General features: G+C 69.0%; 14 protein-coding genes. 10 read left to right on the forward strand and 4 right to left on the reverse strand.

Features of this window, described 5'->3' with window-relative positions:
• Positions 1–108: 108 nt before the first annotated feature.
• Positions 109–696 carry an AMIN-like domain-containing (lipo)protein gene (locus ACLQ3J_RS09350; protein ID WP_425902928.1) on the reverse strand — a complete coding sequence of 196 codons (588 nt, stop codon included), beginning with the start codon at positions 694–696 and terminating at the stop codon, positions 109–111.
• A 123-nt stretch (positions 697–819) separates the two neighbouring features.
• On the opposite strand from ACLQ3J_RS09350, the gene ACLQ3J_RS09355 reads away from it, so the two are divergent.
• Genes ACLQ3J_RS09355 through ACLQ3J_RS09365 form a run of 3 tightly spaced genes read left to right on the forward strand, consistent with a single transcriptional unit; the run spans position 820 to position 2899 of the window.
• Positions 820–1557, forward strand: coding sequence for an ABC transporter ATP-binding protein (locus tag ACLQ3J_RS09355; RefSeq protein WP_425902930.1), 738 nt, complete (start codon positions 820–822; stop codon positions 1555–1557).
• Positions 1554–2309 carry an ABC transporter permease gene (locus ACLQ3J_RS09360; RefSeq protein ID WP_425902931.1) on the forward strand — a complete coding sequence of 252 codons (756 nt, stop codon included), beginning with the start codon at positions 1554–1556 and terminating at the stop codon, positions 2307–2309. Before ACLQ3J_RS09355 ends, ACLQ3J_RS09360 begins: the two co-directional genes overlap by 4 nt.
• On the forward strand, positions 2306–2899 hold the full coding sequence (locus ACLQ3J_RS09365; RefSeq protein ID WP_425902932.1) for a TetR family transcriptional regulator: 594 nt from the start codon (positions 2306–2308) through the stop codon (positions 2897–2899). Before ACLQ3J_RS09360 ends, ACLQ3J_RS09365 begins: the two co-directional genes overlap by 4 nt.
• 162 nt (positions 2900–3061) lie before the next feature.
• On the opposite strand, the gene ACLQ3J_RS09370 is transcribed toward ACLQ3J_RS09365, so the two are convergent.
• Positions 3062–3832: a deoxyribonuclease IV gene (locus ACLQ3J_RS09370; protein ID WP_296548926.1), complete on the reverse strand. Its 771-nt coding sequence runs from the start codon at positions 3830–3832 to the stop codon at positions 3062–3064.
• A 100-nt stretch (positions 3833–3932) separates the two neighbouring features.
• Between ACLQ3J_RS09370 and ACLQ3J_RS09375 the strand changes: the two genes are divergently transcribed.
• The 6 genes from ACLQ3J_RS09375 (at position 3933) to ACLQ3J_RS09400 (ending at position 11499) form a co-directional block, all read left to right on the forward strand.
• The gene (locus tag ACLQ3J_RS09375; RefSeq protein WP_425902934.1) at positions 3933–4694 is read left to right on the forward strand and encodes an SDR family NAD(P)-dependent oxidoreductase; all 762 of its coding nucleotides are present in this window, start codon (positions 3933–3935) and stop codon (positions 4692–4694) included.
• A 97-nt stretch (positions 4695–4791) separates the two neighbouring features.
• Positions 4792–5553, forward strand: a complete 762-nt coding sequence (locus ACLQ3J_RS09380) for an ABC transporter ATP-binding protein (protein ID WP_169622656.1) — start codon at positions 4792–4794, stop codon at positions 5551–5553.
• Between the two features lie 13 nt (positions 5554–5566).
• Positions 5567–8092, forward strand: a complete 2526-nt coding sequence (locus ACLQ3J_RS09385; RefSeq protein WP_378527365.1) for an ABC transporter permease — start codon at positions 5567–5569, stop codon at positions 8090–8092.
• A gap of 114 nt (positions 8093–8206) precedes the next feature.
• Complete coding sequence (locus ACLQ3J_RS09390; RefSeq protein ID WP_425902936.1) at positions 8207–9814, forward strand: alpha/beta hydrolase; 1608 nt, start codon at positions 8207–8209, stop codon at positions 9812–9814.
• Positions 9811–10299 carry an LppA family lipoprotein gene (locus ACLQ3J_RS09395; protein WP_425902938.1) on the forward strand — a complete coding sequence of 163 codons (489 nt, stop codon included), beginning with the start codon at positions 9811–9813 and terminating at the stop codon, positions 10297–10299. The genes ACLQ3J_RS09390 and ACLQ3J_RS09395 overlap by 4 nt, the downstream gene beginning before the upstream one ends.
• A 102-nt stretch (positions 10300–10401) precedes the next feature.
• Positions 10402–11499: a hypothetical protein gene (locus tag ACLQ3J_RS09400; protein WP_425902939.1), complete on the forward strand. Its 1098-nt coding sequence runs from the start codon at positions 10402–10404 to the stop codon at positions 11497–11499.
• Between the two features lie 14 nt (positions 11500–11513).
• Here ACLQ3J_RS09400 and ACLQ3J_RS09405 read toward each other — a convergent pair whose 3' ends face one another.
• Positions 11514–12470, reverse strand: coding sequence for a glycerate kinase (locus tag ACLQ3J_RS09405; protein WP_425902940.1), 957 nt, complete (start codon positions 12468–12470; stop codon positions 11514–11516).
• A gap of 34 nt (positions 12471–12504) precedes the next feature.
• Positions 12505–13410: a hydroxymethylglutaryl-CoA lyase gene (locus tag ACLQ3J_RS09410; RefSeq protein WP_425903168.1), complete on the reverse strand. Its 906-nt coding sequence runs from the start codon at positions 13408–13410 to the stop codon at positions 12505–12507.
• 204 nt (positions 13411–13614) lie between these two features.
• Here ACLQ3J_RS09410 and ACLQ3J_RS09415 point away from each other — a divergent pair, with 204 nt between their 5' ends.
• Positions 13615–13812 carry a hypothetical protein gene (locus tag ACLQ3J_RS09415; protein WP_169652649.1) on the forward strand — a complete coding sequence of 66 codons (198 nt, stop codon included), beginning with the start codon at positions 13615–13617 and terminating at the stop codon, positions 13810–13812.
• The last annotated feature ends 22 nt before the right edge of the window (positions 13813–13834 follow it).

Here is a 13834-nt window from a genome sequence, read left to right on the forward strand (position 1 = left end):
GGACGGGGCCTCCTCAGCTCGCACCCGACGGTAGAACCTCGAGTGCGCTAGAGGTCAAGCCTAGGGTTCCGGGCGCTCCGGGACCCAACCGTTTTTGCTCTCTCCGCCTCAGCGGGCGACGTCGATCACCACGCGCTCCGGGTCACTGAGCGAATAGACCGCGAACGGGGTGCCGGATTCGGAGACGCCGACGAACGACTGGGTGACGCCTTCGAAGACGCCGGAGCCGGTGACCTCGACCACCGAACCGCCCGGTGCGGCGAGGACGGGATCTGGCCCGGCGTACGGCTCGACACCGCTGTCGAACGGATAGGCGGATCCGTCGATCAGGACCTGCAGGACGGCATCGCCGGCGACGGTGACCTCGTTGCCGCTCCCGTCCTGGACGGCCTCGGCCACGTAGCCGACCCGCCATCCGGGAGTGCCTTCGCCGTCGAGTTCGTACACCACGCGGTCGAAGCCCTCGTGCACGCCGGTCCGGATGTCCGTGACCGTGAGTTTCGCTCCCGCACCCGCGGGGGAGACCTTGTCGGCCGCATCGGTGGGGGTGTTCGTGGAGTCCGGCTCGGGCGCTTGCGTGGTCGGCGTGTTCACCGACACGGCCGGCGAGGGTGCCGGATCGCTGTCCGAAGCGGAGCAACCCGCGAGAACCAACGCGGCGGCGGAGACGGCGAGGCCGATACGGGTGCGAATCATGGGGCACATGGTACGGCGCGCAACTCGGGAATCCGGGAAGGCGCTCGGAGGCCTTGACGTCGATCACATCACGGCGGACAGTAGGCGTAACGCATATTTCAACGCTCGATGAATTGAGTCGCGATGAATACTCCATCGAACTCCCTCGCCGTGGATGTGCACGATCTTCGCGTTCGCCGCGGTTCCCATCTCGCCCTCGACGAGGTCTCTCTCCAGGTCACGCGCGGCTCGATCACCGGGTTGCTCGGCCCGTCGGGTTGTGGCAAGACCACGCTCATGCGCTCGATCGTGGGCGGGCAGATCGTCGAATCCGGCACGGTGACCGTGCTCGGTCTCCCCGCCGGGGCAGTCGAACTCCGCCGTCGCGTCGGGTACGTCACCCAGTCGGCGAGCGTCTACCCGGACCTGACCGTCACCGACAATGTCGCCTACTTCGCCTCCCTCTACGGCAGACCTCGCTCCGCCGTCCACGAGACGATCGAGGCAGTCGGGCTCGGAAGCCACGCCCGCACCCGCGCCGACGCGCTGTCCGGTGGGCAACTCGGACGCGTGTCGCTCGCGTGCGCGCTCGTCGGTGATCCTGACCTGCTCGTACTCGACGAACCCACGGTCGGTCTCGATCCCGTGCTGAGAGTCGAACTGTGGGAACACTTCCGCTCGCTGTCCCGACGAGGAGTCACGGTACTGGTGTCCAGCCATGTGATGGACGAGGCGGACCGCTGCGACGACCTGCTGCTCTTGCGCGACGGCCGCCTCGTCGCTCAACTCACCCCCCGGGAACTACGGGAACGAACCGGCGAAGAGGTTCTCGAAGACGCATTTCTCCGGCTGATCCGAACCCGGACGGGAGCACGGTCGTGAATCCTGGAATCTATGCCGCGACCACCGTACGGATCCTGCGGCAACTGAGAACAGATCACCGTACGGTCGCCATGATCACGCTGGTGCCGAGCCTGCTGATGATCCTGCTGTACTTCATGTATCAGAACGTTCCCCCGGGCCCGGACGGACGATCGCTGTTCGACCGGATCGCGATAGTCATGCTCGGGATACTGCCGTTCGTGGTGATGTTCCTCGTGACGTCCATTGCAATGCAACGTGAACGGGTGTCCGGCACCCTCGAGCGGATCCTCGCCACGCCCCTGGCGAAACTCGACCTGCTCGCCGGATATGCCAGCGCGTTCTCGTCGACTGCGGTGGTGCAAGCGGGACTCGCGTGCGCGGTCGCCTTCGGGCTGCTCGGTGTCGCCGCCGCGGGTCCGGTCGCGTGGGTTCTCGTGATCGCGATCCTGGTGGCAGTTCTCGGCGTCTCGCTGGGATTGCTGTGTAGTGCGTTCGCCCGCACCGAGTTCCAGGCTGTGCAGTTCATGCCGGTACTCGTGATTCCGCAATTCCTGCTGTGCGGCCTGCTCGTGGCGCGCGAGGATCTCCCGGACTGGCTGCGCTGGATCAGCAATGTCCTTCCGCTCAGTTACGCGGTCGAAGCGTTGCAGGAGGTCGCGAGTCGGCAGGGAACGACGGGTCCGATGCTCCGCAATCTCGTCGTCGTCGTGGGGTTCATCGCGGTGGCGCTGGCGCTGGGGGCGGCGACACTGCGTCGTCGCACGCAGTGAGCCCGCGGTCGGGACGGCGGCCGGGAGCATCCGGCGCGCGTGAGACCATCCTCGACGCCTCACGGGAACTCTTCGCCGCCAAAGGTTTCGAGAAGACCACGATCCGTGCGGTCGCGGCGAAAGCGGATGTCGACCCGGCCCTCGTGCATCATTACTTCGGCTCCAAGGTCGATCTGTTCACCGCGTCGATCGCACTGCCCGTGGATCCGCACGAGGTCCTTGCGCCGGTGTACGCGTCGCCCCTCGAGGACCTCGGACACGCTCTCGCCGCCGCTGTCATCGGGCTGTGGGACTCCGAGCACCGCGACGCCGCTGTCGCGATGTTCCGCTCGGAGATCGCGGGCGGCGAGGGCAGTCTGATCCGGACCCTGCTGCTCGAGGTCGCGCTCGAACCGCTGCTCGCCCGGATCGACCACCCCGTCGGAACGGGACGCCTTCGGGCGGAACTCGTGGCGACCCAGATGACCGGGATCATGCTCGTGCGGTACATCCTCGCCTTCGAACCGCTCGCGTCGCTGCCGTCGGAGCGGATCGTGGAGATCGTCGCTCCGACGCTGCAGCGCTACCTCACCGGCGACCTGTCGGGCTGACCGCACGGCACTCGCCCGAAGGGGTCGACGAAAATACCCGACGTGGACCGGTCCGTGCTGGTCTACTCGGCGGCGCCGGATACGCCCGCTGCGGAAGCCCTCGCCTTGCTGTGAGTGGTGGGTATCGGACAGTGGCGCAGCGATGCTGCGACCTCCTGAGCCCTAGGCGGTGTGCTCGCGCAGGTACGCGATGTCGCCGGCGATGCCGGCGCCGGGCGTCTCCAGGACGACGGGCGCACCAGACGTCACGGCGATCTCGGCGAGCAACTGCGGATCGATGGTGCCGTCGGCGAGGTTCGCGTGCCGGTCGCGCGCCGAATCGAATTCGTCTCTCGAATTGTTGAGGTGCACCAGGTCGATCCGTCCGGTCACCGCTTTGACACGGTCGACGATGCCGACGAGATCCTCGCCCGCCGCCCACGCATGACAGGTGTCGAGACAGAAACCGGCGCCGTAGTCGCCGATGGCATCCCACAGCCTGCCGATCGCGTCGATGTACCGCGCCATCGCGAAATCACCGCCCGCGGTGTTCTCGACCAGGATCGGCACCGGGAAGCCGCCCTTGTCCTCCTGGCGTTCGAACAGCTTCCGCCAGTTCTCGACACCGGCCGCGACATTTTCGCCGTCGCGCACATGTCCACCGTGGACCACCAGGCCGAAAGCCCCGATGTGCGACGCGGCCTCGGCGTGGTCGGCGACAGCCTTCCGGGACGGCATGCGCAGCCGGTTGTTGAGACTCGCGACGTTCACCACGTACGGCGAATGCACCACCACGTCGATGTCCGACGCGAGAATCTGGTCCTTCCTCGGGTGCTCACCCGGGGTGTCCCATTTCTGTGGGTCCGAGAGGAACAGCTGCACCAGATCGGCGCCGAGCTGCTCACCCTGCCCGATGGGGTCGTCGTCCTGACGGACGTGGGCGCCTATCCGCATGGACCCAGGGTAGGGGAGCTTCCCGGTCAGCGGGACGGCAATACCGCGCGCGATCGCAGGATCTGCTTGATTCGGTCGACGCCGACGACAGGGAGATCTCATGGGCAAGCTGGACGGCAAGGTTGCACTGATCACCGGTGCCGGGCAGGGAATCGGTCAGGGCGTCGCGCTGGCTCTGGCCCGTGAGGGCGCCGCCATCGCGGTGACCGGCCGCACCGAGAGCAAGCTCGACGACACGGTCCGGCAGATCCGGGAGGTGGGCGGCACCGCCGAGCCGCTCCGATGCGACATCGCCGACCTCGACCAGATCACCGGCGCGGTGGAGCGGACGGCTCAGTTGTTCGGGGGCGTCGACATCCTCGTCAACAATGCGAGTCTCAACCCGCTCGGACCCGTTCTCGACCTCACCGCGAAGCTGATGGAGAACGCCTACCGCACCGGGCCGGTGGCGTCCCTGCACGCGATGCAGACGGTGTATCCCCTGATGAAGGCGCGCGGCGGGGGCTCGATCGTCAATATGGTCAGCTCCGCGGCCGTGCGCTGGGACATGTCCGGGTACGGCGGGTACGCCTCGGTCAAGGAGGCACTCAGATCGCTGACCCGCGCCGCCGCATCCGAATGGGGTGTCGACGGTATCCGCGTCAACGCCGTGGCGCCCCACGCGATGTCCCCGGGATTGGAGTGGTGGACGGAGAACCGCCCCGAGGAAGCCGCGGAGTTCGTCGCGACCATCCCGCTGCGGCGTATCGGCGACTGCGAGGAAGACATCGGCCGTGCGGTCGCGTGGATCGTCAGCGACGATGCCCGCTACCTGACCGGCGCGACGGTTCCGCTCGACGGTGGGCAGGCACGCTGGGCCTGAAGCCGCTGCCGACGCAGGTGCACCCGCAGAATCCCTGAAACAGGGATCAGGGTCCTCCCCGATGGTGCGAGAGGGTGCGGCCGAGGAAGATGGTTTCATGCCATCGCACTCGGCTCCCGCAGCCCGATCCCAGGACCTCAAGAAAATCTACGGAACAGGTGAAACCGCCGTTCACGCACTCGACGGTGTCACGGTGGAATTCGCCGCCGGTGAATTCACCGCCATTATGGGCCCGTCAGGATCGGGCAAGTCGACGTTGATGCATTGCCTCGCCGGTCTCGACAGCGCGACCTCCGGCGCGGTGTTCATCGGTGACACCGATCTGACGAGCCTGTCCGACAAGGAGATGACGCAACTGCGTCGCGACCGCGTCGGCTTCGTCTTCCAGGCGTTCAACCTCGTCCCGACGCTCACCGCGCTCGAGAACATCACGCTGCCCGTCGACATCGCCGGACGGAAAGTCGACCAGGAGTGGCTCGACACCATCGTCGGGCGCCTCGGTCTGGGCGACCGCCTCGGCCACCGACCCGGTGAGTTGTCGGGTGGTCAGCAGCAGCGCGTCGCGTGTGCCCGAGCGCTTGCCGGCCGCCCCGAGATCATCTTCGGTGACGAGCCGACCGGCAACCTCGATTCGCGTTCGTCCGGAGAGGTGATGTCCATCCTGCGTGCCTCGGTGGACGAGTTCGGGCAGACGGTCGTGATCGTCACGCACGACCCGCGCGCCGCCGCGTACGCCGACCGGGTCGTGTTCCTGTCCGACGGCAGTGTCGTCGACGAGATGCGCGACCCCACCGCCGACTCGGTCCTGGATCGCATGAAGCAGTTCGATCCTGCCGCCATGTCACCTCTGGCGAAGTAGGAGCGTTCCGAGCATGAGTGGAAATCCCATCCGCAAGGTGGCATTGCGCAATCTTGCCGCGCACAAGGTGAGACTTGCGCTGACCGTGCTGTCCGTCGTGCTCGGCACGGCGTTCATCACCGGTTCGTTCGTCTTCACCGACACGCTGCAGCGTACGTTCGACGGCATCTTCGGCGACGTCGCGCAGGGCGTCGATGTTCGCGTGAGCGCCGAGGAATCCGGTTCGAGCGGCGTGCCGGTCGAGGACATCGCGGCGGTCGAGGCGCTTCCGGCCGTCGACCGAACCACCCCGTACATCGGCGGTACGCTCGTCCTTCTCGGCTCCGACGGTGCCGCGATCCAGACCGGGGGCGCCCCGGTGGAGGGGTACGCGTACTTCCCGCCCGAGGAATTCGTCGGCGAATCGCAGGAGTTCATCGAGGGCACTCCGCCCGCCGAGGACGGCCAGATCGCGCTCAACGCCAGCGCCGCCGAGCGCGGCGGCCTCGAGGTCGGAGACCAGACCTCGATCCTCTCCATCGCGCAGGGCATGGTCCCCGTGACGGTGAGCGGCATCTACAACCTCGAGACCGATACCGGCGGCTACGTCGGGGCGATGTTCACCGAATCGCAGGCGTCGTCGCTGTTCACCGATGGCCGGCACGTCGGATTCCTCAACATCGCGGGCGATGGCTCCCTGTCCCCGGACGAACTGCGGGACGAGGTCGCGGCCGCTGTGCCGGGCATGAAGGTGCAGACCGGGGCGGAGGTCACCGAAGAGACCAAGTCGGAGGTCTCGGAAGCGCTGAACTTCCTCAACTACTTCCTGCTCGCGTTCGGTGCGATCGCGTTGCTGGTGGGAACGTTCATCATCTACAACACCTTCTCGATGATCGTCGCGCAGCGACTCCGCGAACTCGCGTTGCTCCGAGCCGTCGGGGCCAGCCGGAAACAGGTCGGCCGCTCCGTCACGCTCGAGGCGCTCGTCGTCGGACTGATCGGCAGCGTCATCGGTATCGCCGCGGGTGTCGCGCTCGCGTACGGCCTGCGTGCCGCACTGAACGCCGCGGACCTCGGATTGCCGTCCGGTCCGCTGCAACTGGCGCCGCGCACGGTCCTCGTGGCCCTGATCGTCGGGGTCGTTGTCACCGCGATCAGCGCGTATGCCCCGGCACGCCGCGCGACCCGGGTGCCGCCTGTCGCCGCGATGCGGGAGGAGTCCACCGGGACCGTCGAAGGCCTCCGGGTACGGACGATCGTGGGCATTGTCGCGGCGGTCGTGGGTGTCGTGCTCGTCGTGTTCGGCGCGCAGGGCACCGGTGGAGGGGCGGCCTCCGCCGTGGGCGGTGGGGCGTTCCTGCTCGTCGTCGCGGTCATGCTTGCCTCACCGGCGCTGTCGCGGCCCGTCGTGGGTGCTCTCGGTGCGGTGTTCGCCCGCCCGTTCGGCGCCGTCGGCCGGTTGGCACGTACCAACGCGACCCGCAACCCGCGGCGCACCGCAGCCACCGCATTCGCTCTCACCCTGGGCCTGATGCTCGTGTCCGTGATCGGTGTCTTCGGCTCGTCGGCGAAGGCCAGTGTGGACGCTGCCGTCGACAACGGTGTCCAAGCAGACTTCATGCTCACCGGACCGCAGATGTTCGGAGTTCCGCTCCCGGCGGCCGACGCGGCGCAAGGGGTCGACGGTGTGGTGGAAGTGGTGCCGGTCCACGGTGTCCGGGCGAACCTCGACGGAGAGGACGGTTTCGGCACGGCGGTGACGGGCGTGCTCGACGACGTGATCGATCTGCAGATGGTGGAAGGCGTGCCGGAGGCCACGGGCAACGAAATGCTCGTGAACCAGAGCACCGCGAGTGAGAAGGGCTGGACGGTCGGCTCGACGGTCCCGGTCACGAGCCGTGACGGCAACACCGTGGACGCGACCGTGGCCGGTGTCTACACCGACAGTCAGATCATCGGCCCCTGGGTGATGTCCCAGCAGATCTACGAGCAGTTCACACCCCCGGCGACCCGGTCGGCGATCGTCGTGCTGATGAACGTCGCGGACGGGGCGGACCCGAGTGCCGTGCGGTCGGGCCTCGAGGCCGCCACCAAGGAATACGTGATCGTCCAGGTTCTCGACCGTGAGCAGTTCAAGGGTCAGCAGGCACAGCAGATCGATACTCTGCTCGCCATCCTGTACGGGTTGCTCGCTCTCGCCGTGGTCATCGCGATCCTCGGCATCGTCAACACGCTGGCGCTGTCGGTGGTCGAACGCCGACGTGAGATCGGGATGCTGCGCGCGGTGGGGATGCAACGCAACCAGGTACGGCGCACCATCTATCTCGAGTCCCTGCTGATCGCGGTGTTCGGTGCGATCGTCGGGGTGATCCTCGGCCTGTCCTTCGGCTGGGCGTTCGTACGGACTCTCGCCGACCAGGGACTCGACATCATCTCGGTGCCGTGGTCGCAGGTCGTGGGAATGCTGCTGGCCTCCGGAGTGATCGGCGTGCTGGCCGCGTTGTGGCCCGGTAATCGTGCCGCGAAGACACCACCGCTGGAGGCGATCTCGGACCTCTGACGGGGAGACGATCCACAGTCTTCCTTTTCATCCACAGCGGCCGGCCCGGCGGAGACACTCCGCCGGGCCGGCCGTTTTTCTGCCCCTACGCTGCCGCGGCAGGGGGTGGAGAACATGAGAATGCACGATCTGATCCGGTGGGACCCGGACGCGCTGAGCGACTTCGAGGAAGCCCTGGGGCGATGTGCTGCCGATGTGGAGCACGTGCGCGAGGCGGTGACTATGCGGGCGCGGTGTGAAGGCCGCTGGGGCGGTGACGCGCACGACGCTGCCGGTCGGCAGGTCGCCCTGTGCGCCGAGGCGCTTGCGGCCCGGTCGGATTCGCTTCTCCGGGTGCGGGACTGCGCGCTCCTGGTCGCGCCGAGGCTGCGGACGCTCCGCGCCGGACTCGAGGCGATACGGTCCGACGCCGCCGCGAACGGTGTCGAGGTCGCCGACGACGGCACCGTGCATCCGGCGCCGGGCGCGTCGCCGGCCACCGCCGCCCGTGCCGGAATCCAGGCTCGGGTCGCCGCGCTGCTCGCGCACGCCGCCGAACTCGACCGCGAGGCGGCGCAGATGCTCTCGCGCGAACTCGACGAGCCCGGCCGCGCCGAGAACACGTCCTTGCGATTCGGTGGCACCCGCACGGAGGTGCCCGACCTGCCGAGTCCTCCCGCGCCGGGTACCCCACCCGACGTGGTCGCGCGCTGGTGGGCCGGGCTGGACGAGCGCGACCGCACCGCCCTGTTCTCCGGGCACCCCGCGGTGATCGGAGCGCTGGACGGAATTCCGGCCGGCGCGCGCGACGCCGCCAACCGCGCGCTCCTCGGCATCGAACGCCGGCGACTCGAAGGAGTCGCGGCGCAGTTGCAGGCCGAACTCGGCGGCACCGTGTTCGGCGGCCTGTTCATCGACGCGGACGCCGGACTCGAGCAGACGGCCAAGAAACTCGCGGCGATCGACGCGCTCGACGAGGTGCTGGCACGAGGGGACCGGCATCTCCTGGCCCTCGATCTGACGGGCCGGGAGGCGATGGCCGCGGTCGCGGTCGGGAATGTCGACGACGCCGACCGGGTGGCTGTATTCGTGCCGGGTGCGGGCTCCACGCTCCAGGGCAGTCTCGGCGGGTACGACACGCAGGTCTCGGCGTTACGCGACCAAGCACATCAGCACCTCGGTGACGCCGCGGAGAACGGCGGCAGGGTCGCCGCAGTCACGTGGCTGAACTATCAGGCGCCGCAATGGGGTTGGGGGCTGGCGTACACCGAGCGCAGCCCCGTCTCCGATCTCGCGGCGCAGATCGCGGCACCACGCCTGTCGGGTTTCCTGGACGGTCTCGGGGCATCGAGGGCCGACGCCCCCGACATCACCGTGGTGGGGCATTCCTACGGCGCCGTCGTCGCGGGTCTCGCGCTCCAGCAGGGTGCCGACGCCGACGCCGCGGTGTTCCTGGGGGCACCGGGGATCGGCACGGACGACGTGCGCGATCTCGGATTGTCCGAGGGCGCAGCCTATCTGGTGGAGGCCAGGTGGGATGCGTTTGCCGACGTGGGCACTTTCGGCGGCGACCCGAGCTTCCTCGACGGGCTGACGCATCTGCCCTCGGGTGCGGGCGCGTCGGCCACCGGAGAACCACTCACGGCGATCACCGGGCACAGTTCCTATCTCCAGCCCGGTTCGACGAGTTCCTACCAGGTCGCCGCGGTCGTCTCCGGTGCTGCGGGACGAGGTGCGGCATGAGGCGCGCGGTGATCCGCGCCGTGGTACTGCTCGCTGTTCTCGTTGCCCTACCGGCCTGCGGTCCACGTCCGGTCCCCGTCGCGAAGCCGGAACCGGTGGCATCGACGAGCCGAGGTGCCGTCGCGTTCTACACCGGCGCGCAGCGCTCCGTCCTCACCGCGCTGTCCGCAGAATTTCCGGACCTGCACTTCACGCCGCGGTTCGCGCGAACGTCGACCGCGTGCACGCTGCCCGACGGCGCCGTCGGCGTCCTCGTGCACCTGCCCATCTACGGATCGGAGGTGCCGGTGCCCGCCGACGCGCTGAGCCGGGCCGCTGCCGTCGTCGAGAAGGTCGCGGCACGTTCGGGATTCCACGAACCGCTCGTCATGCCGCCGGATGTGGGATTCGCGTTCCGGATGTTCGCCGCGGACGGTTCGTACATCACGTTCGGGAGCTACGTCGCGTCGACGGTCGCCCTCACCACCGGCTGCTACCGGCAGTGACCCCGGTGGCGAGTTGTCCCCGATTGTCTCCGGGCCGTCGGCTACGCTCGTGCTTTCCGTGCTGAAACCTGCGAGTCGGCGAGGGGACAGGATATGCGTCCGATGCTCGGCATTGCCGTGGACGACGGTGAGGTGTGCGCGGTACTCGTCGACGCCGACGTGCCTTCGCTCGGACCGTTCGACTCTCAGCGGCTGGTTCCGGAACGCGGTGCGGCCGCTGCAGACACCGCGGCGCGAGCCGTCGTCGCAATGACGGAGCGAGCCGCGACGGCCTCGTTGGCGATCCAGGCGATCGGGCTGACGGTGACGCCCGGCGGCGCCGACGAGACCCAGGACATCGCTGCCGCGATCGGGGCTGTCACCGACAGCGCCGTCCAGGTCGTCGACCTCGACGACGCGCGGCTGGCGTACCTCGCCGGTGCTCCGGAACTCTCGTCGACCCCGGTGCTCGCAGTCCACACCCGCACCGGAGGCGTCGAATCCGCCTCGATCGTCGACACGGGATCGCGTGCCGTGCTCGCGTCGGTCTCTCCGTCCGGCGACGTGTTCGGCGGGTACTCCGAATCGCTGCCGGAGGCGATGGACGAAGCGATCGCCCGCGCGGGACGGACGCCGCAAGCCCTGGTGTTCCTCGACCTGCAGCCCGGCGACGCCGGACCGGCGAGGGAACTGGCAACGATCCTGGGCGTCCCGTTCGTCACTCCGCACGGCGTGCCCTGGCATCGCGCGACCGGTGCATCGCTCGTCGCGGCGAAACGGACCGAACCGGTGGCCGCCGCCGCGCCTGCACCCGGCCGGGGCAGGGGAGCGGCCCTCCTCGCCGCTCTCGTCGCACTGGTCGCGATTCTCGGTGGCGGCCTCGCCGTGGCCGTGGGCGGGATCGCGCAGACGAACGGTTCCACGCCGGATGATCCGGGCACCTCGCTGTCACCCTCTGCACCCGCGCAGGAACCTGCACCCGCGCAGGAACCGGCCTCGGTGGCGGTGCCGGTACCGGAAACGCCTGTCGCGGTGACACCGGACCCGTGCGAAGCAGCGCGGCCGGTGTCGTGGCCCGCCCGCGCGTCCGACCCCGACCTGCCCGGCCCCTCCGGAGCGGATCGCGGCCCCGGTACCACCGGTCCCGGCGCCGTCGGTCCCGACGGGGCCGTACCCGCAGAGCCGGATCCGTGCGCACCGGAGCGCCCCGTCGTGCCCTGACGCCGAACGCCGTGTCAGAGGCGCAGTCCCGCGCCCGCCCGAACCATCGCGTCGGTGTCCGACGCGACCACGACATCGGTGAAGCGGGTGCGATAGTCGCCGAGATCGTCACCGACCGAGCCCACGACCGCGACCACGGGCACGCCGTCGCAGCGCGCGAGAATCGCGGAGACGATCTTGCCCGCGCGCGACTGCCCGTCGAGCCTGCCCTCGCCCACGACCACCAGGTCCGCATCGCGCACGGCAGCGTCGAAACCCACGGAGTCGAGCACGAAGTCGGCACCGGAGCGCAGTTCCGCACCGAACCGTGCCCACATGCCACCGGAAAACCCGCCCGCGGCACCGGTTCCGGCGACCTCACGCGGGTCGCGGGGGAGCGACAGCGCAGTGTCCTCGAGGCGCCGGGTCAGCGCCTCGACTGTCGCGGGATCGGCGCCCTTCTGCGGTCCGAACACCCGCGCCGCATCGGTGTACCGGGTCGTGACGTCCGTCAGGACCGTCACTCGTGCGCCACCGAGGCCGCCGGCGTCGTCGATCGCGGCGATGGCGCCGAGCCCGCCGTCGGTGGTCGCAGATCCGCCTGCCGCCACGACGATATGGCGGGCACCGCGCTGCGCCGCTGTGGCCATGAGCATTCCGGTGCCGTAGGTGTCCGCCGTGACCGCGTCGCGCGGGCCGTCGTGTGGCGTGGTGATGCCGCTCGCCGCGGCGAGTTCGACGACGGCGGTGCCGTCCGGGCCGATGCCGAACACAGCCCGGCACGGCACCCGCCACGGATTCACCGCGTCGGCCTCGACGCGCTCGAGGCCGAGGGGGCCGAGCAGGGCGTCGAGGGTGCCTTCACCACCGTCGGCGACGGGCATGCGCACCGCACGGTGTCCTGCGGACTCGGCGCCGGTGGCCACGGCCTCGGCAACGTCGGCCGCGCCGTACGTGCCCTTGAAACTGTCGGGTGCGATCAGAATCCGCACGGCACCCGCCGATCGGTCGCGGGACCGTGCGCCGTCACCGCAGGACCCACTCGAAGGCCTGCGCGTCGGAGCGCGCACCCTGGCGCGCCCGGGAGCGGTTCGGTTCGCCGAGTTCGGTGACGAGGCCCTCGCCGAGGTGCACGAGCGCACCGAAACCGGCCGGTGTCAGCCACGACGGACGTGTCGCGAACAGCAGGTCTTCGCTGGCGGTGTTGCCGCTTGCTCCCGGCGCGAACGGGCAACCGCCGAGTCCTGCGAGCGCGCCGTCGACCACGCTCGCCCCGGCCGCCACCGCTGCGAGACTGTTCGCGACACCGAGGCCCCAGGTGTCGTGGCCGTGGTAGACGATGCGCCGCTGCGGCGATTCCTCGCGTACCCGGGTCACCAGCGCCGACACTTGACCGGGTACCGCCTGACCCAGGGTGTCGGCGAGGACGATGTCCGCCGTGCCGTCGGTACGCGGGTCGTTCGCGATCTCCAGCACCCGGTCGGGGTCGACCGGACCGTCGAACGGGCAGGTGAACGCCGTGGCGAGACACAGTTGGATGCTGCCCCCCACGGCGTGTGCCTGGTCCACGGCAGCCGGCATCGCCTCGAGGCTCGCGTCGGTGTCGCGGCCGATGTTGGCCCGGTTGTGAGCGTCCGACACCGAGAAGCAGTATTGGAAGCGGCGTACGCCTGCCGCGATCGCCTTCTCCACGTGCCGCGGGGTCGCGACCCACACCCAGCACCGATCGAGTTCTTCCGGGGTGAGTGCCGACACCAGTTCGAGGGTGTTGGCCATCGGAGGAACGAGATCGGGTCGGGCGAGCGACCCGATCTCCAGTTCCGGTACCCCTGCGGCGAACAGGGCTCGCACCACCTCGACCTTGCGTTCGGTGGACAGCATCTTCCCGGTGAGTTGCAGGCCGTCACGCAGCGTCACGTCCCGCAGGATCACCACGTCCGCCTGAGGATCGTTGCCGGTCTTCGGATCGGTCAACCTCGTGCCTCCACCCTCTCGCGCATCGTTCTCGTCGGACCCAGTATGGTCGCGCGGCAAGACGAGCACGATTCGTGGACACACCGCGTGCCCGGCGAAGGATCTGTGACAAGTGACACTATCCTTCGGATCGGATGGAGACTTGCCGGAAGGTACGGGGAAATGAGTGTGTTCGTAGGGAAAGCGCTGCTCTGGTTCGCGCTGCTCATCGGTCTGGTCGGAGCCGGCATCGCCGTGTACGCCCTCCATGTCCACGGCGCGGTGGGCTCGCTCATCGTGGCCTCGGTTGCGGGGCTGGTGTTGCTGCGTTTGCGGTCGGAAGCTCAGAGCGACACCGAACGTGATGCCGCCGCGACGTGATGCGCGCTGGTCCCGCTGAGCG

The sequence above is a fragment of the Rhodococcus sp. DT1 genome, from assembly GCF_049844875.1.
In the GTDB taxonomy this organism is placed as follows: Bacteria; Actinomycetota; Actinomycetes; order Mycobacteriales; family Mycobacteriaceae; genus Rhodococcus.

Coding starts and splice junctions, on each gene's coding strand:
- ACLQ3J_RS09390 (WP_425902936.1), top strand. CDS start 8,207: ATGAGAATGCACGATCTGATCCGGTGGGACCCGGACGCGCTGAGCGAC.
- ACLQ3J_RS09415 (WP_169652649.1), top strand. CDS start 13,615: ATGAGTGTGTTCGTAGGGAAAGCGCTGCTCTGGTTCGCGCTGCTCATC.
- ACLQ3J_RS09380 (WP_169622656.1), top strand. CDS start 4,792: ATGCCATCGCACTCGGCTCCCGCAGCCCGATCCCAGGACCTCAAGAAA.
- ACLQ3J_RS09350 (WP_425902928.1), bottom strand. CDS start 696: ATGATTCGCACCCGTATCGGCCTCGCCGTCTCCGCCGCCGCGTTGGTT.
- ACLQ3J_RS09375 (WP_425902934.1), top strand. CDS start 3,933: ATGGGCAAGCTGGACGGCAAGGTTGCACTGATCACCGGTGCCGGGCAG.
- ACLQ3J_RS09385 (WP_378527365.1), top strand. CDS start 5,567: ATGAGTGGAAATCCCATCCGCAAGGTGGCATTGCGCAATCTTGCCGCG.
- ACLQ3J_RS09355 (WP_425902930.1), top strand. CDS start 820: ATGAATACTCCATCGAACTCCCTCGCCGTGGATGTGCACGATCTTCGC.
- ACLQ3J_RS09395 (WP_425902938.1), top strand. CDS start 9,811: ATGAGGCGCGCGGTGATCCGCGCCGTGGTACTGCTCGCTGTTCTCGTT.
- ACLQ3J_RS09400 (WP_425902939.1), top strand. CDS start 10,402: ATGCTCGGCATTGCCGTGGACGACGGTGAGGTGTGCGCGGTACTCGTC.
- ACLQ3J_RS09370 (WP_296548926.1), bottom strand. CDS start 3,832: ATGCGGATAGGCGCCCACGTCCGTCAGGACGACGACCCCATCGGGCAG.